Source organism: Mycobacterium paraintracellulare (assembly GCF_000276825.1).
Lineage (GTDB): Bacteria > Actinomycetota > Actinomycetes > Mycobacteriales > Mycobacteriaceae > Mycobacterium > Mycobacterium intracellulare.
In genome coordinates this window covers 2,622,829-2,645,162 of the sequence record NC_016948.1, presented here as the reverse complement: position 1 = coordinate 2,645,162, position 22,334 = coordinate 2,622,829, and the positions used below count along the sequence as shown (strand labels likewise).

General features: G+C 67.3%; 23 protein-coding genes and 1 pseudogene. 10 read left to right on the top strand and 14 right to left on the bottom strand.

Annotated elements, in window-relative coordinates:
- Nucleotides 1-12: 12 nt before the first annotated feature.
- The 3 genes from rpfC to ag85B all read right to left on the bottom strand — a co-directional run bounded on the left by rpfC (nucleotide 13) and on the right by ag85B (nucleotide 2,223).
- Nucleotides 13-450, bottom strand: coding sequence for a resuscitation-promoting factor RpfC (gene rpfC / locus OCQ_RS12300; protein WP_014380156.1), 438 nt, complete (start codon nucleotides 448-450; stop codon nucleotides 13-15).
- 105 nt (nucleotides 451-555) lie between these two features.
- Entirely contained in the window at nucleotides 556-1,140 is a 585-nt protein-coding gene (locus OCQ_RS12295) for a chorismate mutase (RefSeq protein ID WP_232065598.1), read from the bottom strand.
- Between the two features lie 90 nt (nucleotides 1,141-1,230).
- On the bottom strand, nucleotides 1,231-2,223 hold the full coding sequence (ag85B, locus tag OCQ_RS12290; RefSeq protein ID WP_009952996.1) for a diacylglycerol acyltransferase/mycolyltransferase Ag85B: 993 nt from the start codon (nucleotides 2,221-2,223) through the stop codon (nucleotides 1,231-1,233).
- 629 nt (nucleotides 2,224-2,852) lie between these two features.
- On the opposite strand from ag85B, the gene OCQ_RS12285 reads away from it, so the two are divergent.
- Entirely contained in the window at nucleotides 2,853-3,989 is a 1,137-nt protein-coding gene (locus OCQ_RS12285; RefSeq protein WP_026071387.1) for a DUF7159 family protein, read from the top strand.
- Nucleotides 3,990-4,008: 19 nt separating this feature from the next.
- Here the strand turns inward: OCQ_RS12285 and OCQ_RS12280 are convergent, their stop codons facing one another.
- The 3 genes from OCQ_RS12280 to OCQ_RS12270 are packed head-to-tail and all read right to left on the bottom strand — an operon-like array spanning nucleotide 4,009 to nucleotide 6,891.
- The gene (locus OCQ_RS12280) at nucleotides 4,009-4,569 is read right to left on the bottom strand and encodes a YceI family protein (protein ID WP_014384722.1); all 561 of its coding nucleotides are present in this window, start codon (nucleotides 4,567-4,569) and stop codon (nucleotides 4,009-4,011) included.
- A 12-nt stretch (nucleotides 4,570-4,581) separates the two neighbouring features.
- The gene (locus OCQ_RS12275; RefSeq protein WP_014384721.1) at nucleotides 4,582-5,595 is read right to left on the bottom strand and encodes an alcohol dehydrogenase; all 1,014 of its coding nucleotides are present in this window, start codon (nucleotides 5,593-5,595) and stop codon (nucleotides 4,582-4,584) included.
- 9 nt (nucleotides 5,596-5,604) lie between these two features.
- On the bottom strand, nucleotides 5,605-6,891 hold the full coding sequence (locus OCQ_RS12270) for a cytochrome P450 (protein ID WP_008256837.1): 1,287 nt from the start codon (nucleotides 6,889-6,891) through the stop codon (nucleotides 5,605-5,607).
- Between the two features lie 245 nt (nucleotides 6,892-7,136).
- Here OCQ_RS12270 and OCQ_RS12265 point away from each other — a divergent pair, with 245 nt between their 5' ends.
- The 3 genes from OCQ_RS12265 (at nucleotide 7,137) to OCQ_RS12255 (ending at nucleotide 8,142) form a co-directional block, all read left to right on the top strand.
- The gene (locus tag OCQ_RS12265) at nucleotides 7,137-7,541 is read left to right on the top strand and encodes a hypothetical protein (RefSeq protein WP_008256836.1); all 405 of its coding nucleotides are present in this window, start codon (nucleotides 7,137-7,139) and stop codon (nucleotides 7,539-7,541) included.
- 11 nt (nucleotides 7,542-7,552) lie between these two features.
- Nucleotides 7,553-7,843 (top strand): hypothetical protein, encoded by a 291-nt coding sequence (locus tag OCQ_RS12260; RefSeq protein WP_014380152.1) that lies wholly within the window; start codon nucleotides 7,553-7,555, stop codon nucleotides 7,841-7,843.
- Nucleotides 7,844-7,920: 77 nt separating this feature from the next.
- On the top strand, nucleotides 7,921-8,142 hold the full coding sequence (locus OCQ_RS12255) for an Rv1893 family protein (protein ID WP_008256834.1): 222 nt from the start codon (nucleotides 7,921-7,923) through the stop codon (nucleotides 8,140-8,142).
- A gap of 26 nt (nucleotides 8,143-8,168) precedes the next feature.
- Here OCQ_RS12255 and OCQ_RS12250 read toward each other — a convergent pair whose 3' ends face one another.
- Nucleotides 8,169-9,299: a nitronate monooxygenase gene (locus OCQ_RS12250; protein ID WP_014384719.1), complete on the bottom strand. Its 1,131-nt coding sequence runs from the start codon at nucleotides 9,297-9,299 to the stop codon at nucleotides 8,169-8,171.
- A 252-nt stretch (nucleotides 9,300-9,551) separates the two neighbouring features.
- On the opposite strand from OCQ_RS12250, the gene OCQ_RS12245 reads away from it, so the two are divergent.
- Together OCQ_RS12245 and OCQ_RS12240 are read left to right on the top strand one after the other, a co-directional pair.
- Nucleotides 9,552-11,501 carry a flavin-containing monooxygenase gene (locus OCQ_RS12245; protein ID WP_014384718.1) on the top strand — a complete coding sequence of 650 codons (1,950 nt, stop codon included), beginning with the start codon at nucleotides 9,552-9,554 and terminating at the stop codon, nucleotides 11,499-11,501.
- A gap of 10 nt (nucleotides 11,502-11,511) precedes the next feature.
- A complete protein-coding gene (locus OCQ_RS12240; RefSeq protein ID WP_014384717.1) occupies nucleotides 11,512-12,537 on the top strand; it encodes an alcohol dehydrogenase catalytic domain-containing protein in 1,026 nt (341 codons plus the stop codon).
- Nucleotides 12,538-12,541: 4 nt separating this feature from the next.
- Here the strand turns inward: OCQ_RS12240 and OCQ_RS12235 are convergent, their stop codons facing one another.
- Complete coding sequence (locus OCQ_RS12235) at nucleotides 12,542-13,453, bottom strand: class I SAM-dependent methyltransferase (protein WP_014384716.1); 912 nt, start codon at nucleotides 13,451-13,453, stop codon at nucleotides 12,542-12,544.
- A gap of 16 nt (nucleotides 13,454-13,469) precedes the next feature.
- Nucleotides 13,470-13,901, bottom strand: coding sequence for a D-aminoacyl-tRNA deacylase (gene dtd / locus OCQ_RS12230; RefSeq protein WP_009956813.1), 432 nt, complete (start codon nucleotides 13,899-13,901; stop codon nucleotides 13,470-13,472).
- Between the two features lie 52 nt (nucleotides 13,902-13,953).
- Here dtd and OCQ_RS12225 point away from each other — a divergent pair, with 52 nt between their 5' ends.
- Nucleotides 13,954-14,259 (top strand): MTH1187 family thiamine-binding protein, encoded by a 306-nt coding sequence (locus OCQ_RS12225; RefSeq protein WP_014382583.1) that lies wholly within the window; start codon nucleotides 13,954-13,956, stop codon nucleotides 14,257-14,259.
- Here the strand turns inward: OCQ_RS12225 and OCQ_RS12220 are convergent.
- Nucleotides 14,256-14,750 (bottom strand): macro domain-containing protein, encoded by a 495-nt coding sequence (locus OCQ_RS12220; RefSeq protein WP_026071388.1) that lies wholly within the window; start codon nucleotides 14,748-14,750, stop codon nucleotides 14,256-14,258. The genes OCQ_RS12225 and OCQ_RS12220 overlap by 4 nt on opposite strands.
- Before the next feature lie 40 nt (nucleotides 14,751-14,790).
- Between OCQ_RS12220 and OCQ_RS12215 the strand changes: the two genes are divergently transcribed.
- Entirely contained in the window at nucleotides 14,791-16,080 is a 1,290-nt protein-coding gene (locus OCQ_RS12215) for a competence/damage-inducible protein A (RefSeq protein WP_448440085.1), read from the top strand.
- A 3-nt stretch (nucleotides 16,081-16,083) separates the two neighbouring features.
- Here OCQ_RS12215 and OCQ_RS12210 read toward each other — a convergent pair whose 3' ends face one another.
- A complete protein-coding gene (locus OCQ_RS12210) occupies nucleotides 16,084-17,280 on the bottom strand; it encodes an MFS transporter (protein ID WP_407937426.1) in 1,197 nt (398 codons plus the stop codon).
- 154 nt (nucleotides 17,281-17,434) lie between these two features.
- Between OCQ_RS12210 and OCQ_RS12205 the strand changes: the two genes are divergently transcribed.
- Entirely contained in the window at nucleotides 17,435-18,502 is a 1,068-nt protein-coding gene (locus tag OCQ_RS12205; protein ID WP_009956819.1) for an amidohydrolase family protein, read from the top strand.
- Nucleotides 18,503-18,630: 128 nt separating this feature from the next.
- On the opposite strand, the gene OCQ_RS12200 is transcribed toward OCQ_RS12205, so the two are convergent.
- Entirely contained in the window at nucleotides 18,631-20,025 is a 1,395-nt protein-coding gene (locus tag OCQ_RS12200) for an HNH endonuclease signature motif containing protein (protein ID WP_014384714.1), read from the bottom strand.
- Nucleotides 20,026-20,239: 214 nt separating this feature from the next.
- On the opposite strand from OCQ_RS12200, the gene OCQ_RS12195 reads away from it, so the two are divergent.
- A complete protein-coding gene (locus OCQ_RS12195; RefSeq protein WP_014384713.1) occupies nucleotides 20,240-20,629 on the top strand; it encodes a phage holin family protein in 390 nt (129 codons plus the stop codon).
- Nucleotides 20,630-20,631: 2 nt separating this feature from the next.
- On the opposite strand, the gene OCQ_RS12190 is transcribed toward OCQ_RS12195, so the two are convergent.
- Nucleotides 20,632-21,594, bottom strand: a complete 963-nt coding sequence (locus OCQ_RS12190; RefSeq protein ID WP_014384712.1) for an FAD-dependent oxidoreductase — start codon at nucleotides 21,592-21,594, stop codon at nucleotides 20,632-20,634.
- A gap of 136 nt (nucleotides 21,595-21,730) precedes the next feature.
- A pseudogene (locus OCQ_RS26895) lies at nucleotides 21,731-22,252 on the bottom strand (hypothetical protein); the annotation flags it as partial.
- Nucleotides 22,253-22,334 lie beyond the last annotated feature (82 nt).

Genomic DNA, 22,334 nt, shown 5'->3' with positions numbered 1-22,334 from the left:
GCGGGCGTGTCATCAGTGCGGGACGGCCGCCTGGATCAACCCGTTGATGATCTGCTTGATGCCCTGCGCCGGGTGCGAGTACCAACCGATCGGCAGGCCGGACTGCGCGCCGCACTTCGGCCAGGGCTCCACGCCCTCTTCCGCGAAAACCCGGTTGGCCACGGCGATTTGCTGCTCCCTGGAGGCGGCCGCCGGGTTGCCGACGCCGCCGTAACGCGCCCAGGTGGCCGGCTTGAATTGCAGTCCACCGTAATTGCCGTTTCCGGTGTTGGCGTGCCAGTTGCCGCCGGATTCGCATTGAGCGATCGCGTCCCAGTTGGGAGCGGCGTCCGCGCTCACCACACCCGTGGACGAAGCCATCGATGCTGCAACGAACCCGCCGACCGCTATGGACTTGACGAGAAGCTTGCAGAGATTCTTCATGTCAAGGTTTTCGGCGCGTGTGGCCAAAGCGTTACCTATTCGAAAATGGTGCGAGATATGCCTTCTATCTGCGGAAATCGCGTTATCGCCAGGCCAAATTCGACGGTTAGGAAATGGTGAGGAAAAATTAAATTATTGCTGGCAATACGATTGCGTCGCTGACCAGAGGGCGCGTCGGTAGAGGCCGTCAAGCCGACGACTCGCGACGACGGCGCCCCTGGCGGCGTCGAGCTGGCCCGCGCACGCCGGCGAGTGCAGCACGTCCCAGTTGGCCGATATCTGCGCCAGCATCGCCTGGTTGAGGCCGTCGATCGTCGACCGCGAGGCCGCGAGGTCCGGGGAGTCGGCCGGGGCGTCACCCGGATTGAGTTTCCAATCCGCGAACCGGCCGTATTCGATGGCCTCGGTCGCGCCGATCTGGTCACCGAAGACCCGGGTGATGTAGTCGCGGTCGATGCGTGCGGCGACGGCGTCGTCGCCGAGCTTTGCCAATTCCTGCCGGACGCGAACGGGGTCCTCAATTGCCCCGTGGGTTTTCCATTTATAGGCGGCCACCGGGTCGGCAACCTGTAGCCGTTGCGCGGCGGCGTCGACCAACGGGGTCAGGGGATTCGCGTCGTCGGCGCGGGCCGGCGCCGCCCACACCGCCAGGCCGCCGACCACGGCGACACACAGGGGAACGAGACGGACGCGGTGCGGGCGCGCGCTGCGGGGCATAGCGACGATTCTGGCGTGAATCGCCGCCCCTTAACGCACTACTGCGCCTGACGTGTCGTCAAGCGCAGTAGTGGCGTCAGGTGAATAGGGTTATCCGCCGCCGCCCGAGGAAGCGCCCAGCGCGCTCTGCAGGTCGGGCTTCATGGCGTTGAGCTGGGCTCCCCAGTACTCCCAGCTGTGTGTTCCGTTGGCGTTGAAGTTGAACACGGCGTTGTGGCCGCCGGCCGCGTTGTACGCGTCCTGGAACTTCAGGTTGCTGCTGCGCACGAAGTTCTCCAGGAACTCGGCAGGCATGTTCGCCCCGCCCAGCTCCGACGGTGTCCCGTTACCGCAGTACACCCAGAGCCGGGTGTTGTTACCGACCAGCGCCGGGATTTGCAGGCTGGGGTCGTTGCGCTGCCAGGCCGGGTCGCTCGACGGGCCCCACATGGCGTCCGCCTTGTAACCGCCGGCATCTCCCATCGCCAAGCCGATCAGCGAGGGGCCCATGCCCTGGGACGGGTCCAGCAGCGCGGAGAGCGATCCGGCGTAGACGAACTGGTTGGGGTGGTTCACGGCCAGGATCATCGCCGAGGAGCCGGACATCGAGATGCCGACCGCGGCGCTGCCGGTGGACTTGACGCCCTTGTTCGAGGCCAGGTACTGCGGCAGTTCGCTGGTCAGGAAGGTCTCCCACTTATAGGTCGAGCAGCCGGCCTTCCCGCACGCGGGCTGGTACCAGTCGGCGTAGAAGCTGGACTGACCGCCGACCGGCATGATGACCGACAGACCCGACTGGTAGTACCACTCGAACGCCGGGGTGTTGATGTCCCAGCCGTTGTAGTCGTCTTGAGCCCGCAGCCCGTCCAGCAGATAGACCGCGGGGGAGCCGTTGCCACCGCTTTGGAACTGGACCTTGATGTCGCGACCCATTCCCGCGGACGGCACTTGCAGGTACTCGACGGGCAGGCCCGGACGCGAAAACGCATTCGCGGTCGCCGCGCCGCCGGCAATACCGATCAGGCCCGGCAGCGTTGCAGCCGCGGCTGCACCGACCACAAGTCGGCGCCCCCAGGCCCGGACCTTCTCGCTCAGATCTGTCATACCTGCCCCTTGTCGGATGTGATCGAATGTGATCGCGGTCTCACAGGAATTTACCGTGTAAGTCCGTCAAATGTCGATTGGGACGCGGACGCGTCTCGGTTTCGTATCGCTTTTACCTCGCAATTTCGCCACCCGGGGACCCGGGCGGCGACCATCGGCGAGTACCCGCTCGGCGTCCGCTTAACCGAGCCGCCGCAAAAGTCGCCGGCCGGCGGCGGCCTCCGGTGTGCGCGGCGCCGAAAGCCCTTGAGACCGCGCGATAGACACAGCGCGCGCCCGATCGACCCAGATGCGCTTTCGGCGGACGGTCAGCGGGAGTGCGTGTCGCGCCGTCGACCGTCTGAATCGGGCATCGGGTGCACAGGGACACCGGAATTGTGTGCATATCCGATGAGAACGGCGCGGCGTCCCCATCCGATCAACCCAATTGGGATTATCGGCGTGTCGCGAGGCGATGTGGACCGGCGCCGCCCGGTTTGCGCCGACCGCGTAGGCTCTGTCGAAGCAAGCCGATGAAGACCACGCTATCCCGTGTCTGTTCCGGCCCTCACGAACCTCCGCACCAGCGGTTTGATGGTGCGCGTCGGTGCGTCTGGGAGCCGAGGCGCGGGACCGATTGGGGCATAGATTTGGACACGGTACTTGGCCTGTCAGTGACGCCGACCGCCGTCGGCTGGGTCCTCGCTGAGGGACACGGCGCAGACGGCACCATCCTGGATCACCAGGAGTTGGCGCTGCGCGCCGGCCGAGGTGTCCGCGCCGTGAACACCGCGGAGCAAGTCGTCGACGAGGTCTTGCGGGTCGACACGGCGGCGGCCGCGAGCGATCAACGACTGCGCGTCATCGGGGTGACCTGGAACGACGACGCAGCCGCTCAGGCGGCACTGGTGCTGGAGGCGTTGACCGACGCGGGTTTCGACAACGTCGTGCCGGTCCGGTTCCTCGAGGCCATCGAGACCCTGGCGCAGGCCATCGCACCCGTCATCGGTTACGAACAGACCGCGGTCTGCATTCTCGACCATGACGCCACGACCGTCGTCATGGTCGACACTCAGGACGGCGAGACCCAGACGGCGACCAAGCAGGTGCGCGGCGGCCTCGACGGCCTGACCCGGTGGCTGACCGGCATGTTCGACCGCGACGGATGGCAACCCGGCGGGGTTGTCGTCGTCGGCGCACACCGCGACATCGACGGTTTCTCATGGCAACTCGAAAAGGCCTTGCCGGTACCGGTTTTCGTGCAATCGATGGCCCAGGTGACGATCGCACGGGGCGCGGCGCTGTCCGCGGCCCGCAGCACCGAGTTCACCGACGACCAGCTGGTGGCGCACCACAGCGAACCCATTTCCTCAGCGCCGGCACGACAGCGGCACCTGTCGTACGCCGGGGCCCTCACGGCGTTGGCCGCCGGTGCGGTCACGTTCGTCGGCTCGGTGTCGCTGGCGGTGGGGATCCACGTGGGCCCGGCCAGCGCGCCCGCGTCCAAGCACACCACCCACCCGTCCACGCCCCAGGCCGCCGAGGCGGCCCCGGCCGTCGCGCCGCTTCCGGCGCCCCCACCGGTCAAGCGACCCACCCAGCCGCCCGCCGCCGGCGAGTCCGCTGCCGAGCCGGCCGCGCCGGAAGAGCAGCCGGGCGTCGGTGGCGATCGGCAGCCGGATCCGGGTAACGGGCAGCCCTACTTGACCCGCGTGCTCGAGCACATCCCCGGGGACGCGGGCGACGCGGCCGATTCGGCGCCGCGCGCGGCGGGCGGGCAGCCCTGATTTCGCCCGGAAGTTTTGTTCACCCGTCCTTGGCGTGAACCGCGGTAAACGTCAATGACACGTCGTCGGCGACCTGGACCGAGCCCATCAGCAGCGAGTAGGGCTTGACGCCGTAATCGGTTTGCCGGACGGCGGTTTCACCCGATATGCGCCACGCGTTTCCGAGATCTTCGGTGCGCACGTCGACGACGTGGTCTCGCGAGGTGCCATGGATCTCGAGCGTGCCGGTGAGCCGGTACCCGTCGCCGGCCCGCTCGATGACATCCGCACTGTAGCGAGTCTCGGGAAATCGCTTGGCGTCCAACGACTTCAATGCATTCGAGCGCACCTGGGCCTTCTCGGTCGCGGACAGCCCTTTGATGCCGCCCTCGGCGTTCACCACGGCGAAGGAACCGACGTCGACCGCAAGTTCGGCGCTGACGGGTCGCGAACCCGCCCAATTCACGGTGGCACGCCAGCGCGACATCACGATGGTGAGGCGGTGGCCCATCCGCGCCGCTCGCCCGGCAACACCGGTGTGGAGCAACAGTTCACCGTCGGGCGGGCCGATCGTCCACGTCGCGCCCTTCTCAGAAGTCACGGACCGACGCTGTCACATGGTCAAGACGGTGCGGTAATGCGCTCGCCCCTGCTCCAGCGCCGCATAGCCGTCGGCCGCCTGCGCCAGCGGTAACTCCTCGATCCACGCCCGAACGCCGGACAGGACCGCGAAATGCATGGTGTCCTCGACGTCTTTGGCCGTACCGGAGGGATGCCCGACGATGCTGACGCCGGGGGTGATCAGCTGTACGGGGCTGATCGGCAGCGGCTCGGGCGTGACGCCGATGGTGACCAGTTCACCTTGCGGGACGATGCCGCCGACGGTGGCGGCCATCGCCTTCGAATTGCCCGCGGTGGCCAGGACGACGGTCGCGCCGCCCAAGTCCTTCAGCGCTTCGGCGGGATCGTTGGCGGTGGAATCGATGTAGTGATGGGCGCCCAGTTTCCGGGCGTCATCGGCCTTGCCGCTGCCGCGGTTGATCGCGATGGTCTCGAAGCCCATCGCCCGGGCGAACTGCACGCCGAGGTGGCCCAGGCCACCGACGCCCAGTATCGCCACGCGATCGCCGGGCAAGGCTTTCGTGTGACGCAACGCGTTGTAGGTGGTGACGCCGGCACACCCCATGGGGGCGGCTTCGGCGTCGGAGAGCTCGGCCGGTATCCGGGCCAGGGCGCTCACCGGGACGGTCACCGATTCCGCGTATCCGCCGGGATACTGCCAGCTCGGCACCTTCCCGTTCGCGCAGTGAATGAAGAGGCCCTTGCGGCATTGATCGCAGTGGTAGCAGCACCCGCCGAACCAACCGACCGCGACGCGATCGCCGATCGCGAAATCCTGCACGCCGTCACCGACTTCGGCGACCTTGCCCGCGATCTCATGTCCGGGCGTCAGGGGCCACGAGATGCCCGGGAACCCCCCGTTGACGAAGTGCGCGTCGGTGCCACAGATCCCGCACGCGCCGACCGTCAGTCGTACCTCGTCGCGGCCGGGTGGTTGGGTTTCGACTTCGGCCAGCTCTAGGGGGCCGCCTGCGGACTGGATCCGGACAGCTTGATGTTTGGGCATCGGCTTAGCTTAGTGCGCGGCAGGGGCTTTCGCTTTGCCATCGGTGTGGTAGTCCACCTGCCAGTGCTTGATCCCGTTGAGCCAGCCCGACCGCAGGCGTTCGGGCTTGCCGATGGATTCGAGGTCGGGGATGCCGTCGGCGATCGCGTTGAACATCAGGTCGATCGTCATGCGCGCCAGGTTCGCCCCGATGCAGTAGTGGGCGCCGGTTCCGCCGAACCCGACGTGCGGGTTGGGATCGCGCAGGATGTTGAAAGTGAACGGATCGTCGAAGACGTCCTCGTCGAAATTGGCTGAGCGGTAGACCATTACGACCCGCTGACCCTTTTTGATCTGCACACCGGACAGTTCGTAGTCCTCGAGCGCGGTGCGCTGAAACGAGGTGACCGGGGTGGCCCACCGGACGATCTCGTCGGCGGCGGTGCCGGGGCGCTCCTTCTTGAACAGCTCCCATTGGTCGGGAAAGTCGGTGAAGGCCATCATGCCCTGGGTGATGGAGTTGCGGGTGGTCTCGTTTCCGGCCACCGCCAACAGGATCACGAAAAAGCCGAATTCATCGTCGGAAAGCTTGTGTCCGTCGATGTCGGCCTGGACCAGCTTGGTGACGAGGTCTTCCCCCGGATTCTTCGTCCGCTCGGCCGCCATCTGCATGCCGTACATGATGAGTTCGACCGAGGCGGTGATGGCGTCGTTGTTGGCGAATTCGGGGTCCTGGTCGCCGACCATCTCGTTGGACCAGTGGAACAGTTTCTTGCGTTCTTCCTGCGGCACACCCATCAACCCGGCGATGGCCTGCAGCGGCAGTTCACACGACACCTGCTCGACGAAGTCGCCGCGGCCCTCGGCGGCCGCTTGCTCGACGATGTGGCGGGCCCGCTCGGCGAGGTCTTCGCGCAGGCGCTCGATGGCCCGGGGCGTGAACGCCCGCGAAATGATCTTGCGCAGCCGGGTGTGCTGCGGGGCATCCATGTTGAGCAGGACGAACTTGCCGCGCTCGATCTGCTCGCCGACCGTGCCGTCCTTGTAGCGCGGCAGCGCGGTCTTCTGCAGGCTGGAGAACACGTCACTGCGCAGCGAGACCTCTTTGACGTCCTTGTGCTTGGACACCACCCAGAAGCCGCCGTCGTCGAACCCGCCGGCACCGATCGGTTGTTCGTTCCACCAGATCGGCGCCGTGCGGCGCAGCTCGGCCAGTTCTTCCACCGGCAATCGCTCGGCGTGGATGTCCGGATCGGTGAAGTCGAAGCCTGGAGGCAGATTGGGGACCGGCTTGGTGCTGGGCTCGACGGTTGACATGGCGCACTCCTCGATACGAAGTCGTCTAGGCGTCCTTGTGCAAGGAAACCATTGCCGGACCACGGTTGGGAAGCATTGACGCAAGATCGTCGGGGGCAAATTGGAACGTGTTCCGCGGGTGCGCTTTGTCGGCCACGGTCGTGCGCCGGCGGGGATCGCGGCCGCGCGCCGAAACCGTCTTGTGGCCCGCGGCCCGACCGATATGCTTTGGTGCAGGTCACCGGCGACGACAGGCGGGGTGGAACATGATTCGGGAATTGCTGAGCGCCGCTTCGATAGCGGGCATCACGATCGGCATGGCGCCGTGCGCGGCCGCCGACCCGCATTACGACGGCGACGTCCCGGGCATGAATTATCAAGCTTCGCTGGGCGCGCCGTGCGACAACTACGAGCGCTTCATCTTCGGACGAGGGCCCAGCGGCCAGGCCGAGGCCTGTCACTTCCCGCCGCCGAACCAGTTCCCGGCGGCCACCACCGGGTACTGGGTCGCTTCCTATCCGCTCTACGGGGTCCAGCAGACCGGCGCGAAATGCCCGGGCTCGCAGGCGGCGGCGCAGACTCCGGACGGGCTTCCCATGCTGTGCCTGGGGGAGCAGGGATGGCAGCCCGGATGGTTTACCGGCGCAGGGTTTTTCCCGCCCTCCGACTGATCGGTACGACGATGAAGCGTGGTGTGCAAGGCGCGTCGCCCGTGCCCCGCTGGCTGCGTTTCGTCCTGGCCTCGGATCGCGCCGGGTCGGCGTGGTACATCGGCACCGGATTCTTCTTCGCGCCCGTGCTGGCCGTGTTTTCGCCGTGGCCCGCGGTCACCGCCGTGTTGTGGGGCGTCATCGCGGTGGCAGGGCTGTGGTTGGGGCTGCTGGGCATCGCGATGGCCATCGGTCTGGCCCGAATACTGCGCTCGGGGGCCGAAATTCCCGAAGACTACTGGCGCACCCTCGTGCACTACTGAAGCCCACCGCCGCCGAGAAATGGGGCCTCGTCCCGTCTAGAGTTCAGGGCAACGAACCTGCGACAAAGGAGACTCGAGTGGCCTTCAATCCCAAAGATGCGGTCGACGCGGCGAGGGACATCGCGACCAACGCCGTCGAGAAAGCCTCCGACATCGTCGAGCACGCCAGCGACATCATCCGGGGTGACCTTGCCGGCGGTGCCAGCGGAATCGTTCAGAATTCCATCGACATCGGCACGTACGCCCTGGACCGGACGAAGGAAGTGTTCACCGGCCGGCAGGACGTTGACGACGTCTAGCCCCGCCGGCCGGGCAAGCCCCGCCGTCAGACGGAGGCGGCCTCGTTGAGCTCGTCGAGCCTGTTGGTCGCTTCCAGGTACTCCTGCACCCAGCGCTCGATGACCGTCGACGTCTTCTCCACCTTGGTGAACTGCCCGACGACCTGACCGACCGGGTTGAACGCGACATCGACGGATTCGTTCGGGTACCTGTTCGTGGCACGAACCGCCATGCCGGACACCATGTATTGCAACGGCATTCCGAGGGGCTTCGGGTTCTCCGGGGCCTCCCACGCCTCGGTCCAGTCGTTGCGCAGCATGCGGGCCGGCTTGCCGGTGAACGACCGGCTGCGGACGGTGTCGCGGCTGCCCGCCTTGACGTAGGCCTCCTGCTGGACCGGGGTGTTCGAGGATTCCTCGACCATCAGCCACTGCGATCCGGTCCACGCGCCCTGTGCGCCCAGCGCCAGCGCGGCCGCGATCTGCTCGCCGCTGCCGATGCCGCCGGCGGCCAGCACCGGAACCGGAGCGACCTCCTTGACGACCTGCGGCCACAGCACGATTGAGCCCACCTCGCCGCAGTGCCCGCCGGCCTCGCCGCCCTGCGCGATGATGATGTCGACGCCCGCGTCCGCGTGCTTGCGGGCCTGCGAGGGGGAGCCGCACAGCGCGGCCACCTTGAGTCCGGCCTCGTGGATGTGCTTGATCATGTCGGCCGGCGGGGTGCCCAGCGCGTTGGCGATCATCTTCACCTTCGGGTGCTTGAGCGCCACCTCGACCTGGGGTGTGGCCGTCGCCTCGGTCCAGCCGAGCAGCTGCAGGGTGTCGCCGTCGCTGTCCTCGACCGGCACGCCGTGGTCGGCGAGGATCTTCTTCCCGAAGTCAAGGTGCTCCTGGGGCACCATCTTGCGCAGCGTCTCGGCCAGCTCCTCCGCGGACAGGTGCGAGTCCATGCCCTCGTACTTGTTGGGGATGACGATGTCGACGCCGTAGGGGTGGTCGCCGATGTTCTCGTCGATCCATTTGAGCTCGATCTCGAGCTGCTCAGGCGTGAAGCCGACGGCCCCGAGCACGCCGAACCCCCCGGCCTTGCTGACCGCCACGACGACGTCGCGGCAGTGGGTAAAGGCGAAGATCGGGAACTCGATGCCGAGTTCGTCGCAAATAGGGGTGTGCATTACAACTCCTGGGATGCTCGCCGAATTGGAACGTGTTCTAGTTTAGTACGGACGTCACTGACGTGGCCAGCGGGTCCTGAGCTGCGCCCCATCACTACGGGCCGTCGCCGCCGAGCGGGCCGCGACGCCGTTCGGCCTGCCACCGCCTTTGATCCCTTGATCCCGCACCGAGCGACCGGGTAGCGTAGTGCTGCCAATTACGAAACTACGCGTAGCGTAATTGGCTTCCAAACCACCGAGAGGATCGGCTTGATGCGCAGCCGCTACGCCGGCGATCCCTTCACCACGTCCACGCCCGAGATCGCCGCCGCCCTAGAGGATGTCAGCATCCCGACGCTGCTGCTCTCCCTCGTCCACATCACCGGCGACCCCCGATTCATCCGCGACTACAAGCAGATGGGCATCTTCCTCAACGAGGTCCAGGGGTTCATGTCGGAGGAGGACAAGGCGCGGGCCCGCGCCGAGGCGCTGACGGTGATCACCGAGTATCGGGATCGCGGCTGCCCCGAACCGGCGCCGCTGAGCCCGGAGCTCATCAGGGAAATGATGGATTGGGCGGCGTGTGAGCACGTTCCCGACGACTATCTGTCCCTGGTTTCCGAAGAACTGGACCTCGACGGGGTCGACCCCCGGCGGCCGGCCGCGTTGCCGGCAGAGCGCGCGGCGCAGCTTCCGGTTCTGGTCGTCGGGTGCGGCGAATCCGGCATCCTTGCCGGCGTGCGCCTCAAGCAGGCCAACATTCCGTTCACCATCGTCGAGAAGAACGCCGGCCCGGGCGGAACATGGTGGGAGAACCGCTATCCCGGCGCCCGTGTCGACGTCGCGAACCATTTCTATTGCTACAGCTTCGAACCCAACAACGACTGGACCCATTTCTTCGCCGAGCAAAACGAGCTGCAGGACTATTTCACCAAGGTCATCGACGAACACGACCTGGCCGACCGGATACGTTGGCAGACCGAGGTTCTCGCGGCCGAATGGGACGACGACGACGGCACCTGGACCGTGTCGCTGCGATCGGCCGACGGCCGCAGGTCGACCCTGCGCGCACGCGCGCTCATCACGGCGGTGGGCCAGCTGAACAGGCCCAACATTCCCGAATTCGCCGGAGCACAGACTTTCCGGGGCCCGTCGTTTCACTCGGCGGCCTGGGATCACTCGGTGGACCTCAAAGGCAAGCGGGTCGCGCTCGTCGGCGCAGGCGCCAGCGGGTTCCAGATCGCGCCCGCCATCGCCGAGGAGGTCGAGCGCCTGACGGTGTTCCAGCGGACCGCGCAGTGGATGTTCCCGAACCCGATGTATCACGACGAGGTCGGCGACGGTGTGCGCTGGGCGATGCGCCACCTGCCGTTCTACGGCCGGTGGTATCGCTTCCTGGTGCTATGGCCCGGCTCGGACAAGGGCCTCGACGCCGCCGAGGGCGACCCGAACTACGCCGATCAGGACCACGCCGTCAGCGACATCAACGCCGGCGCGCACATGATGTTCTCCCAGTGGATCACCAGCCAGGTCGGCGAAGACTCGCCGTTGTTGGCCAAGGTGTTGCCGGACTATCCCGCCTGCGGCAAGCGCACGCTGCAGGACAACGGCAGCTGGCTGAAAACGCTGCAGCGCGACAACGTCGAGTTGGTGCGCACACCGATCGACCGGATCACGCCGCAGGGCATCGTCACCGAAGACGGAGTGGCGCACGACGTCGACGTCATCGTCTACGCAACGGGGTTCCGGCACACCGACGTGCTGTGGCCGCTGAAGATCACCGGCCGCAACGGCGTCGACCTGCACAAGATGTGGGGGAGCAGGCCGTATGCCTACCTCGGGATCACCGTCCCGCAGTTCCCGAACTTCTTCATCGTCTACGGGCCCGGAACCCACCTGGCCCACGGGGGCAGCCTGATCTTCCAGTCCGAACTGCAGATGCGCTACATCGACCAATGCCTGGCGCGCCTGGCCGAGGCCGATGTGCATTCGGTCGAGCCGAAACTTGACGCCGCTACGGACTGGCACCGGCGGACGCAGACCCAGATCAAGAAGATGGTGTGGTCACACCCGGCGGTCAAGCACTCGTATTTCAAGAACGCCGACGGCGAGATTCACACCGTCAGCCCGTGGCGCCTCAACGAGTACTGGTCGGCGGTGCGTGAACCAGACTGGTCACAATTTGTAGTGCGCCAGAAAGATCAAGCGCGACAAGGGAAGTGAGCACACCGATATGCGCACGGTAGTCGTCGATGGGCCCCGCAGCATCCGGGTCGACACCCGCCCCGACCCAACGCTGCCGGGCCCGGACGGAGCGATCGTCGAGGTGACCGCCGCCGGAATCTGCGGCTCGGATCTGCACTTCTACGAGGCCGACTTCCCGATGCCCGATCCCATCGCCCTCGGCCACGAAGCCATCGGCACGGTGGTGGACGCCGGGCCGCAGGTGCGCAACGTCAAGGTCGGCGATCAGGTCATGGTGTCGTCGGTCGCCGGCTGCGGCGCGTGCGCGGGGTGCGCCAGCCGCGATCCGGTCATGTGCCACTCCGGCTTTCAGATCTTCGGCGGCGGAGTGCTCGGTGGCGCGCAGGCCGATCTGCTCGCGGTGCCCGCCGCCGATTTCCAGCTCCTGAAGATGCCCGAGGGCATCAGCACCGAGCAGGCGCTGCTACTCACCGACAATCTCGCCACCGGCTGGGCCGCGGCGCAGCGCGCCGACATTCCGTTCGGCGGGACCGTGGCGGTGATCGGCCTCGGAGCGGTCGGCCTGTGCTCGCTGCGCAGCGCGCTTTTTCAGGGCGCGGCAACGGTTTTCGCCGTCGATCAGGTCGACGGCCGGTTACAGCGCGCCACGCGGTGGGGGGCGACACCCGTCAAGGCGCCGGCGCTCGAGGAGATCCTTGCCGCCACCGGCGGCCGCGGCGTCGATGCGGTGATCGACGCCGTCGCCACCGACGCATCCCTGACCGAGGCGCTCAACGCCGTCCGGGCGGGCGGAACCGTCTCGGTCGTCGGTGTGCACGACATGAATCCGTTCCCGCTCAACGCGCTGGGCTGCCTGATCCGCAGCATCACGTTGCGGATGACCACCGCGCCGGTGCAGCGAACCTGGCCGGAATTGATCCCGCTGCTGCAGTCCGGCCGCCTCGATGTCGACGGCATCTTCACCACGACAATGCCTTTGGACGACGCGGCCAAGGGCTATGCGACCGCGGAATCGCGCTCCGGCGACGATGTGAAGATCCTGCTGCAGCCCTAGGCCTTCACCGGGTGGCGGTGATGTATTGGGACCGCATGAAACTGTCGATCTTGACGTCGACCTCCGGTGGGGTCATGCCGTAACCGGCCTGCAAATCGAGCGTGTTGCGGACGGGTTCGACGGCCCACCCGTGCGCGGTCAGCCACTCCGCGGGATCGGACTGCGGTTCATACGTCAGAGCCGAAAAGTCAACGTTGCCAGACACGTTGACCCCCGGGTGATCCGCCTCCAAGGCGTGGAGCTGGTCGTGGTCCAGCCGCGACCCCAGCGCGCCGATCGCGATCCGGCTACCCGGCGCGCTGAGCCCGCTGATCCGGGTGAACAGCGCGTGTTGCGCCTCGTCGGTCAGGTAGGGCAGCAACCCCTCCACCGACCAGGCGCTCGGGCTCTCGACGTCGAACCCGGCCGCCTCCAAGGGCCGCGACCAGTCGGTGCGCAGATCGGCGGCGACCTCGATCCGGTTCGCCTTCGGCGCGGCACCCTGCTCGTCGAGCACACGCGCCTTGAACTCGAGGACCTTCGGCAAGTCGACCTCGAAGACCCTTGTGCCGTTGGGCCATTCAAGGCGGAACGCCCGCGAATCCAGGCCGGCGGCGACGATCACCGCCTGGCGTATGCCCGCCTGGCCGGCGCCGACGAAGAAGTCGTCGAAGAACCGGGTCTGCACGCCATACAGCCGCGGAAAGGCCGTCTCGTCCTCGGTGCTGCCCGGGTTCGCAAGCACCCCCGCCAGATACGGGTCCCGCGAGGCGGCGATGAAGACCTTCGCGTATTCGTCGCGCACCAGCGGCTGCGGGCCCACGGCGTGCAAGGCACGCCATCCCGCCACGAGCAGCGCGGTGTAGCCGACGCTGCTGACGATGTCCCAGTTGTCGTCGTCGGAGCGGAGCGATCCGAATTCAGGTGTCGTGCCCACGGGGCCAACGTACCCTTCAGAGTTCGAGCAGCACCGTGACCGGGCCGTCGTTGACCAACTCGACCTGCATGTTCGCTCCGAATACCCCGGTCTGTACCTCGGCGCCCAGCCGCTGCAGCGTCGCGGCGAACTCCGCCACCAGCGGCTCGGCCACCGGCCCGGGGGCGGCCGCATTCCACGACGGGCGGCGGCCCTTGGCGGTGTCGGCGTACAGGGTGAACTGACTGATGACCAGGATGGGGGCTCTTGCGTCGGCCGCGGACCGCTCCTCGGCGAGAATCCTTAGGTTCCAGAGCTTTTCGGCGAGCCGGCGGGCCTTGTCGCGATCGTCGGTGTGGGTGACGCCGACGAATGCCAACAGCCCCTGGCCATCCGGCCGGATCGCTCCCACCACCGCGCCGTCGACCGTCACCGTCGCCGACGAGACCCGTTGCACCAACACCCGCATGGGCCTCGATGGTGCCAGACCGGCCGGGGCGGGGGTGGGTACGCTCGACAGGGTGTCCGTGCTCGTCGCGTTTTCCGTCACCCCGATGGGGGTGGGCGAGGGTGTCGGCGAGATCGTCGCCGAGGCGGTTCGGGTGGTTCGCGAGTCCGGCCTGCCCAACAAGACCGACTCGATGTTCACGGTGATCGAGGGCGACACGTGGGAGCAGGTCATGGCGGTGGTGCAGCGCGCCGTCGAGGCCGTGGCGGCCCGGGCGCCGCGGGTGAGCACGGTGATCAAGGCCGATTGGCGCACCGGGGCCAGCGACGCGATGACGCAGAAGGTTGCCTCCGTCGAGCGCTACCTTTCCGAGAGCTAGGCCCGCAGCGCGGCCCGAAACGCTTGCTCCGCCGCGTCGCCGTGCACGGCGAACACCACCTTGCGCAGCGAGTCCGGCTGGTGCCGCCGGACGGTGTCGACCATCAGCCGGGCGGCCTGGTCGAGCGGGAACCCGCCGACACCGGTGCCGAAGGCCACCAGCCCCAGCGTGCGGCAGCCGAGCTCGTCGGCCTTGCGCAATGTCGAAGCCGTGGCGGCGCCGATGATCTCGGCCGAGGTCGGCCCACCGAGTTCCATGGTCGCCGCGTGGATGACGTAGCGCGCGGGCATGTCGCCGGCGGTGGTCTCGATCGCTTCGCCGAGCCCGATCGGCGCCTTCTCGGTCGATTCGCGGTGCACGTCGGGCCCGCCCGCGCGCGAGATGGCCGCGGCGACGCCGCCACCGTGCCGCAGCTGCGTGTTGGCGGCGTTGGCGATCGCGTCCACGTCGAGCTTGGTCACGTCGGCCGCAAGCACCTCTAACTCGATCATCGGCTCATTGTCCCGCAGGCCCATGCGTAGGCTCATGGCGGTGAGCGCACGTGCAGGCATCGTTGTCACCGGAACCGAGGTCCTCACCGGACGCGTCCAAGACGCCAACGGCCCCTGGATCGCCGATCGCCTCCTGGAGCTGGGCGTCGAGCTCGCGCACATCACGATCTGCGGCGACCGGCCCGCCGACATCGAAGCCCAGCTGCGGTTTCTCGCCGATCAAGGCGTGGACCTGATCGTCACCAGCGGCGGCCTGGGGCCCACGGCCGACGACATGACCGTCGAGGTGGTGGCGCGCTTCTGCGGGCGCGAGCTGGTGTTGGATGCCGAGGTCGAAGAGAAGATCGCGAACATCCTCAAGAAGCTGATGGGGCGCAATCCCGCGTTCCAATCCGCCTTGGACCCCGGCACTTTCGAGTCGCTGCGCGCCGCCAACCGCAAGCAGGCCATGGTCCCGGCCGGGGCGCAGGTGCTCGATCCGGTCGGCACCGCACCGGGTGTCGTGGTGCCGGGCAAGCCCGCGGTGATCGTGCTCCCGGGACCCCCGCGCGAGCTGCAGCCGATGTGGCACACGGCCATCCAGACACCGGCGGCGCAGGACGCGATCGCCGGCCGGACCATTTATCGGCAGGAGATGTTGCGGATGTTCGGGCTGCCCGAGTCGGGGCTGGCCGAGACGCTGCGCGACGCCGAAAAGACCGTGCCCGGCTTCGACCGCCTCGAGATCACCACCTGCCTGCGGCGCGGGGAGATCGAAATGGTCACCCGCTACGAGCCGGACTCCGCCGACGCGTACACGCAACTGACGAAGCTGCTGCGCGAGAGGCACGGGCATCAGCTGTACTCCGAAGACGGCTCGCGTGTCGACGATCTGGTCGCGCAGCTTCTCACCGGGCACCGGATCGCGACGGCGGAGTCGTGCACCGCGGGACTGCTGGCGGCGCGGCTGACCGATCGGCCCGGATCGTCGGACTACGTGGCCGGCGGGGTGGTGTCCTATTCGAACGAGGCGAAAGCGGAGGTGCTCGGCGTCGACCCGGCGCTGATCGAGGTGCACGGCGCGGTATCGGAGCCGGTGGCCGAGGCCATGGCCGCGGGCGCGCTGCAACGCTTCGGCGCCGACACCGCGGTCGCGATCACCGGGATCGCCGGACCGGGCGGGGGCACGGAAGACAAGCCGGTCGGGACGGTCTGCTTCAGCGTGAAGGTGGCGGGCGGTCGCACGGACACTCGCACCCTGCGCCTTCCGGGCAACCGGTCCGATATCCGGGAACGCTCGACGACGGTGGCCATGCACCTGCTGCGGCGCCTGCTGGCCGACGCCGACTAGCTTTTACGTCGCTTCCGTTGCGAGAAAAGAACTTTCCGTCGTGCCGAAGCGGATTCCCGTCGCGTCCTTTCCGATCAGCGTCAGGACCACCACCGCGGCCAGCACCGGCACGATCGTGGCCGCCAAGGCGAACGGGTAGCCATGGGATTCGGCGAGACGTTCCTGAATCGGTAAGTTGAACGCCGCCAACAGGTTTCCGAGTTGGTAGGTCACACCGGGGTAGAGGCCGCGGATGGCGTCCGGCGACATCTCCGTGAGGTGGGCGGGAATCACGCCCCACGCGCCCTGCACGAAGAGCTGCATCAAGAACGAGCCCAGGCACAGCATGGCCGCGCCGCGTGAGTATGCGAACAGCGGCACGATCGGCAGCGCCAGAACCGCACAGAAGACGACCGTGTAGCGCCTGCTCAGTCGTTGCGACAGCGTTCCGAAGACGAGCCCTCCGATGATGGCGCCGACGTTGTAGGCCACCACGATCCACCTGACCGTCGTGCTCGACAACCCGGCCCCCTGGTTGGCGTGCGCGCCGAGGAAGGTTGGGTAGACGTCCTGCGTGCCGTGGCTCATCCAGTTGAAGGCCGTCATCAGCAACGCCAGGTAGATGAAGCGCCGGATGATCGCGCCGCTGCGCAGCACGTCGCGGATTCTGGTGCTGGTGAGCCTCATCCGGTCTTGGGCGGCCTCCCACACCTCGGATTCCTCCACCCGGTAACGAATGATCAAGCTGATCAGTGCGGGAACGATGCTCAGGCCGAACAACCAGCGCCACGAGAGCTCGAGCCAATCCATCACCACCAGGGCGGCCACGCTGGCCAGCAGGTAGCCGAACGCGTAACCCTCCTGCAGCAGCCCGGAGAAAAACCCGCGTCGCTGGACCGGAACCTTCTCCATGGCCAGCGCGGCACCGAGCCCCCATTCCCCGCCCATGCCGATGCCGTACAGCAGGCGCAGGATCACCAGCACCGTGAAGTTGGGTGCGAACGCGCACAGGAACCCGACCACGGAGTAGAACATGACGTCGACCATCAGGGGGAGTCGCCGGCCGACGCGGTCGGCCCACAGCCCGAACAGCAACGCGCCGACGGGACGCATGATCAGGGTGGCGGTGGTGACGAACGCGACCTCGGCCTTGCTGTGGTGGAACGTCTTTGCGATGTCGGCGTAGACGAGCACCACGATGAAGTAGTCGAAGGCATCCATCGTCCAGCCCAACAGAGCGGCGATGAAGGAGTTTCGCTGGTCGGCGGTCAACTTCTGTCGAGGGCTCTGTGTGGTCACGTCAGCATCGTGGCGTACCGAGCGCGTCGGCGCGACCTGTTTCGCCGCCCGTCGTGCGGGAGTAAGTTCCGGATGCATGCGGATCATCGATGCCGACGGCCATGTCGCCGAAAATTCGTCACTGGCAGTCGAAGCGATCAAGCGGTGGCCGGAGCACGTCAGACCCGGCAGGCATGGGCGGCTCGGGTTGACCCTCGAAGGACGCAACTACCCCGAGGACCGCGGTCCGGGCGCGGGCTGCCCGCCCGAACACGGGATCAGTAGCGCGGCCGATATCAACTGCCGGTCGGCCGAAGGCGTGCTGGGTGACGCCGACCGCGATCACATCGACACGATGGTGCTCTATCCCAGCCTTGGCCTGTGCGCGCCGAGTCTCGAGGATCCCGAATTCGCGGCCGGATTCGCTCGCCTCTACAACGAGTGGATCGCCGATTACTGCGCCGCTTCGGGCGGGCGGCTCCGCGGCGTCGCGGTGACTCCGATAGAACATGGCCGGCTGGCGATCGATGTCATGACCGAAGCCAAAGACCTTGGGCTGGTGGCGACTTTGGTGCCGCCGGCGCTCAAGACACGCAACCTCGACCACCCCGACCTCGACCCGTTCTATGCCGCCGCCGTCGAACTCGGGATGCCGCTGGGGGTGCATGGGGCGCCCGGCATTCATCTGCCCAAGATCGGGGTAGACCGTTTCACGAATTACATTCAGGTGCACTGCATCAGCTTTCCGTTTGACCAGATGACGGCGATGACCGCGATGGTTTCCGGCGGCGTCTTCGAGCGCCATCCGGAGTTGCGGGTGGCCTTCCTCGAGGCGGGTGCGGGCTGGGTTCCGTTTTTTATCGATCGGCTGCACGAGCATTACGAGAAGCGTGGCGACTGGGTGGAGCGCGGCTGGCGTCGCGATCCGCACGAGTATCTGGCCGCCGGAAACATCTGGGTGACGTGTGAACCGGAGGAGCCGATTCTGCCCGGGGTGATCGACGTGCTGGGCGCCGATTTCATCATGTTCGCCAGCGACTATCCGCACTGGGACGGCGAGTGGCCAGAAAGCACCAAGCACCTGCGCACTCGCGCCGATATCAGCGAGGAGGCCCGCGAGAAGATCGGTGGGCGCAACGCGCAGCGCTTCTACAACCTGAACTAGCGGCGATCGCGAGCACGGCGCAGCCGGGCGACGCGGGTCGGCGCCATTGCACCTAGCGGCGATCGCGAGCGCGGCGCAGCCGGGCGAGGCGGGTCGGCGCCATCTGAGCTAGCGGCGATCGCGAAGTGTTATGCCGCGCCGGGATTGTCGGCTTCGTCGTCGTCGTGTTCGTGGTGGAGGAGTTTTTCGGGGTGGTGGTAGGTGTTGGTGCGGGGTTGGCCGCGCTCGAGGTGGGGTGGGGGTTTCCATTCGGTCTCGCCCTTGGCGTTTTTGCGGGTGCTCCAGCCGCCGGGGTCGAGCATGCGGTGATGCGGGCCGCAGGCGAAGGTGAGCTGGTTGATGTCGGTGCTGTGGCAGGTGCTGTAGTCGGTGGTGTGGTGGACTTCGCAGTAGTAACCCGACACGGTGCAGCCCGGGGCGGTGCAGCCGCGGTCCTTGGCGTACAACACGATTCGCTGCCCCGGGGAGGCCAGCCGCTTGGTGTGATACAGCGCCAGGGCCTTGCCCTTATCGAAAATCGCCAAGTAATGGTGGGCGTGGCGGGCCAGGCGGATCACCTCACTCATCGGCAGGATGGTGCCCCCGCCGGTCAGGGCTCGCCCGGCGGCGGCCTCCAACTCGGCCAGGGTGGTGGTGACGATGATGGAGGCCGGTAACCCGTTGTGCTGACCCAACTCCCCGGAGGCCAACAGCCCACGCAGCCCGGCCAGCAGGGCATCGTGGCCGCGCTGAGCAGCCGAGCGGGTATCACGATCGATGGCCTCTTGGCTGGGCGCGCCCTCCACGCACGGGGTGTCGTCGAGCGGGTTGCACATGCCCGGGGCACCGAGTTTGGCTTCCACGGCTTCCAGCGTGGCGCGTAGTTCGGGGGTGATCAGGCCCCGCAACTCCGACATGCCGTCGGGTTGTTGGCGGCCCAGGGTCACCCCGCGGCTACGGGCGCGGTCCTCATCGGTGAAAAGGCCGTCGGGATTGAGGCAATCTTCCAGGACGTGGGCCAGGCCGTCGAGTTCGTCGGGCCGGTGATACGCGGCGTGACCGGCCAGGTCGGCCTCGACGCGCTCGCGGGTCACCGGGTCGATCCAGCCCGGCAGGCGACGAAAGAATCGGCGGATCACCGCAACATGGGCGGCGCCGAGTTCACCGCGGGCCTGGGCGGCGGCGGTGGCGGCCAACACCGGGGGCAAGGGTTCACCGGTCAGGCCGTGGCGCGGGCCCAGATCGGCGGCGTCTTTGACCCGCCGGCCGGCCTCGGTGTGGCTGATCCGCAGCCGGTCGGCGATCGCCTGATCCAGCGGGCCGCCGAGTTCTTCGATGCCGGCTTGGCGGGCCAGGTGATTGATCAACGCATGCTCAGCCACCGGCAACCGGCGGCGCGTCTTTTCGCAGCGCTCCAACAACGCCAGGCACTCCCGAGGAGCCAGCGCATCAAAACTCAGCCCCGCCACGCCCTCGATCGCGGCATCAAGCGCATCGAAGGCCGCGCTGATCGCGTCCCGATCGATGACGCCGCCCGAACCCATACCGTCAAACTATCGAGGCCCACCGACACAAAACCCCGCATTGTGACCACAGAAACCACAGTGACACAAGGGAATTCAATATCCGTTTCCGATATCCGAAACCGCGCCCGCGTGTATGCGCGAGAGCCGACGGACGAAGCCGGTCACCCGGTCAGAACTCACCCGCGCCGATTTGCTTACCTTCCCGGCCGACCGGATGGCAGGATCTAGGCGCATGGGCCCATTTTTGGTGCGCGCCGCGCTGACCGGCTTTGCGTTGTGGATCGTCACCCTTTTCGTGCACGGCCTGAGTTTCGTGGGTGGTAGCACGAGGCTGGAACGGGTCGGCATCATCTTCGTCGTCGCCGTGATCTTCGGTCTGGTCAACGCATTCATCAAGCCGATCGTCCAGATGCTGTCGATCCCGCTCTACATCGTGACGCTCGGTCTGTTCCATGTCGTCATCAATGCGCTGATGCTCTGGATCACGGCGTGGATCACCGAGCACACCACGCACTGGGGGCTGCAGATCGACCACTTTTGGTGGACCGCCATCTGGGCGGCGATCGTCTTGTCGATCGTCAGTTGGTTGCTGTCCTTGATAATTCGCCGCACCGGCGCCTGAGATCAGCGGCCGCCGGCCAGGGCCACCACGTCGCGCGCGCAGCCCCAGGACAGGGTGACGCCGTTGCTGCTGTGACCGTAGTTGTGGATGCAACGCGCCCGCCCGAGCGGTTCGGCCTCCACGCGCACCGACGGACGGTCGGGGCGCAGTCCGGTGATGACCTCGATCACCTCGGCGTCACCGAGTCGCGGCTCGATTCGTCGGCAGCGCTGCAGGATGCGTTCGGTCACGTCGGGTTCCGCGGTCGTGTCCCAGCGACCGGGGATGCTGATTCCGCCGCACACCACCCGTTGTGGATGCGGGAAGAAACAGGTCCACTCGGGGCCGTCGTTCAATTCCAGAAACAGTTGCTGCAGACCGGGATTGGTCAGCACCACGTGCTGGCCGAAGAGCGGCCGCACGGTGTGGTCGTCGATGAGCGCGCCCGCGGCGAGACCAGTGCAGTTGACGACGATGTCAGCGGTGTCGGCGGCCTCGGCCAGGGATCGAACGGGGTGTTCTTCGATCTCGCAGCCGGCCGCCGCGAGCCGCCGGGTCAGATAGTCGAGGTAGTGCGGCATGTCGATCATCGGCACGGTGGCGCGAAATCCGGTGCCGAAACCCGGCGGAACGTCGGCCGGGTCGGCGGGCCGCAGGTCGGGGATCAGCGCGGCCGCCGATGACATCGCCTCGGTCGCGATCAACTCGCCGACGGCCAGCGCCGGCGCCAGCAACACACCCGAGTCGGGATCGCGGGCGAGATCACGGAACACCTCTAGAGAGTGCTCGGTCCAGCGCAGCGTATCGCCGGCGCGTTCCGCGGGCCGCGGGGGCGCCCACACGGCGCCCGCCACCGCCGAAGTCGTTCGCTTGGGCATCGTGTCCGCCCAGACCCGCACCGGCCAGCCCGCCTCGGCCAGGCAGATGGCCGACGTCAACCCGCTGACGCCAGCCCCTACCACGACGATCTGGTGCGTACTGGCCACGGCGCCGGCGGGCCGATCAGGAATGCGCGGCTTGTGGGGCTACCGGAGTTGCGGGCGCGGCCGCCGGGGCTTGCGGGGCCGCCGGCGCTTGCGAGGCCGGCGCCGGTGCAGGTGCGGGCGCTTGCGGAGCGGGCGACGGTTGCGGGGGCCGCTGTGCGTTTCCGCCCAACAGACCGTTGAGGATGCCGAGCGTGCCCTGCACGCCCGCGGGCGGCGTTTGTGACGGCGGAACGGCGTCCGGGGTCAGCTGCCAGGGTTGGCAGCCCGAGGTCTTGAAGGCTTTGTCACCCGGGTCGATCTGCACGACCTGCGCCTTCTTGGTCATGGCGTTGTCGATGAGCGCGCCGTCGGGGTTTCCGGTCCGTTTCCAGTAGCACGTGCCGTTGCCGACGGGACCACCGGAGCTGTAGATACCCGGGACGATGTCGGTCCCCACGGCGTAAATGCCGTCCTTGTCGATGCTGGTCTTCGGCCCCGGCGGGGCGGGTGCCGGCGAAGCTCCGGGCGACGCCGCCGGTGCGGGTGCTGCCGAAGGCGCTGGTGCCGGTGCCGGCGACGCGGCCGGGCCCGGGGCGGGCCCCCGTGTCTCGTCCGGATCGGCGCTGGCAACGACCGTCGAAGTGGCCAACCCCGCGACCATCAAACCCGCGGCGGCCAGTCGCGCCGCAGTAGCTACTCCACCCATAGAAATCGAGGGTACCGGGGCCAAGTACCTAATTCATGTCGTTGTGAAATGAACC

Bases quoted from the DNA above. Each gene is read 5' to 3' on its own strand.
- OCQ_RS12295 (WP_232065598.1), bottom strand. From the start codon at position 1,140: ATGCCCCGCAGCGCGCGCCCGCACCGCGTCCGTCTCGTTCCCCTGTGT.
- ag85B (WP_009952996.1), bottom strand. From the start codon at position 2,223: ATGACAGATCTGAGCGAGAAGGTCCGGGCCTGGGGGCGCCGACTTGTG.
- OCQ_RS12275 (WP_014384721.1), bottom strand. From the start codon at position 5,595: ATGCCCAAACATCAAGCTGTCCGGATCCAGTCCGCAGGCGGCCCCCTA.
- OCQ_RS12270 (WP_008256837.1), bottom strand. From the start codon at position 6,891: ATGTCAACCGTCGAGCCCAGCACCAAGCCGGTCCCCAATCTGCCTCCA.
- OCQ_RS12265 (WP_008256836.1), top strand. From the start codon at position 7,137: ATGATTCGGGAATTGCTGAGCGCCGCTTCGATAGCGGGCATCACGATC.
- OCQ_RS12260 (WP_014380152.1), top strand. From the start codon at position 7,553: ATGAAGCGTGGTGTGCAAGGCGCGTCGCCCGTGCCCCGCTGGCTGCGT.
- OCQ_RS12250 (WP_014384719.1), bottom strand. From the start codon at position 9,299: ATGCACACCCCTATTTGCGACGAACTCGGCATCGAGTTCCCGATCTTC.
- OCQ_RS12245 (WP_014384718.1), top strand. From the start codon at position 9,552: ATGCGCAGCCGCTACGCCGGCGATCCCTTCACCACGTCCACGCCCGAG.
- OCQ_RS12240 (WP_014384717.1), top strand. From the start codon at position 11,512: ATGCGCACGGTAGTCGTCGATGGGCCCCGCAGCATCCGGGTCGACACC.
- dtd (WP_009956813.1), bottom strand. From the start codon at position 13,901: ATGCGGGTGTTGGTGCAACGGGTCTCGTCGGCGACGGTGACGGTCGAC.
- OCQ_RS12220 (WP_026071388.1), bottom strand. From the start codon at position 14,750: ATGATCGAGTTAGAGGTGCTTGCGGCCGACGTGACCAAGCTCGACGTG.
- OCQ_RS12210 (WP_407937426.1), bottom strand. From the start codon at position 17,280: ATGGATGCCTTCGACTACTTCATCGTGGTGCTCGTCTACGCCGACATC.
- OCQ_RS12205 (WP_009956819.1), top strand. From the start codon at position 17,435: ATGCGGATCATCGATGCCGACGGCCATGTCGCCGAAAATTCGTCACTG.
- OCQ_RS12200 (WP_014384714.1), bottom strand. From the start codon at position 20,025: ATGGGTTCGGGCGGCGTCATCGATCGGGACGCGATCAGCGCGGCCTTC.
- OCQ_RS12195 (WP_014384713.1), top strand. From the start codon at position 20,240: ATGGGCCCATTTTTGGTGCGCGCCGCGCTGACCGGCTTTGCGTTGTGG.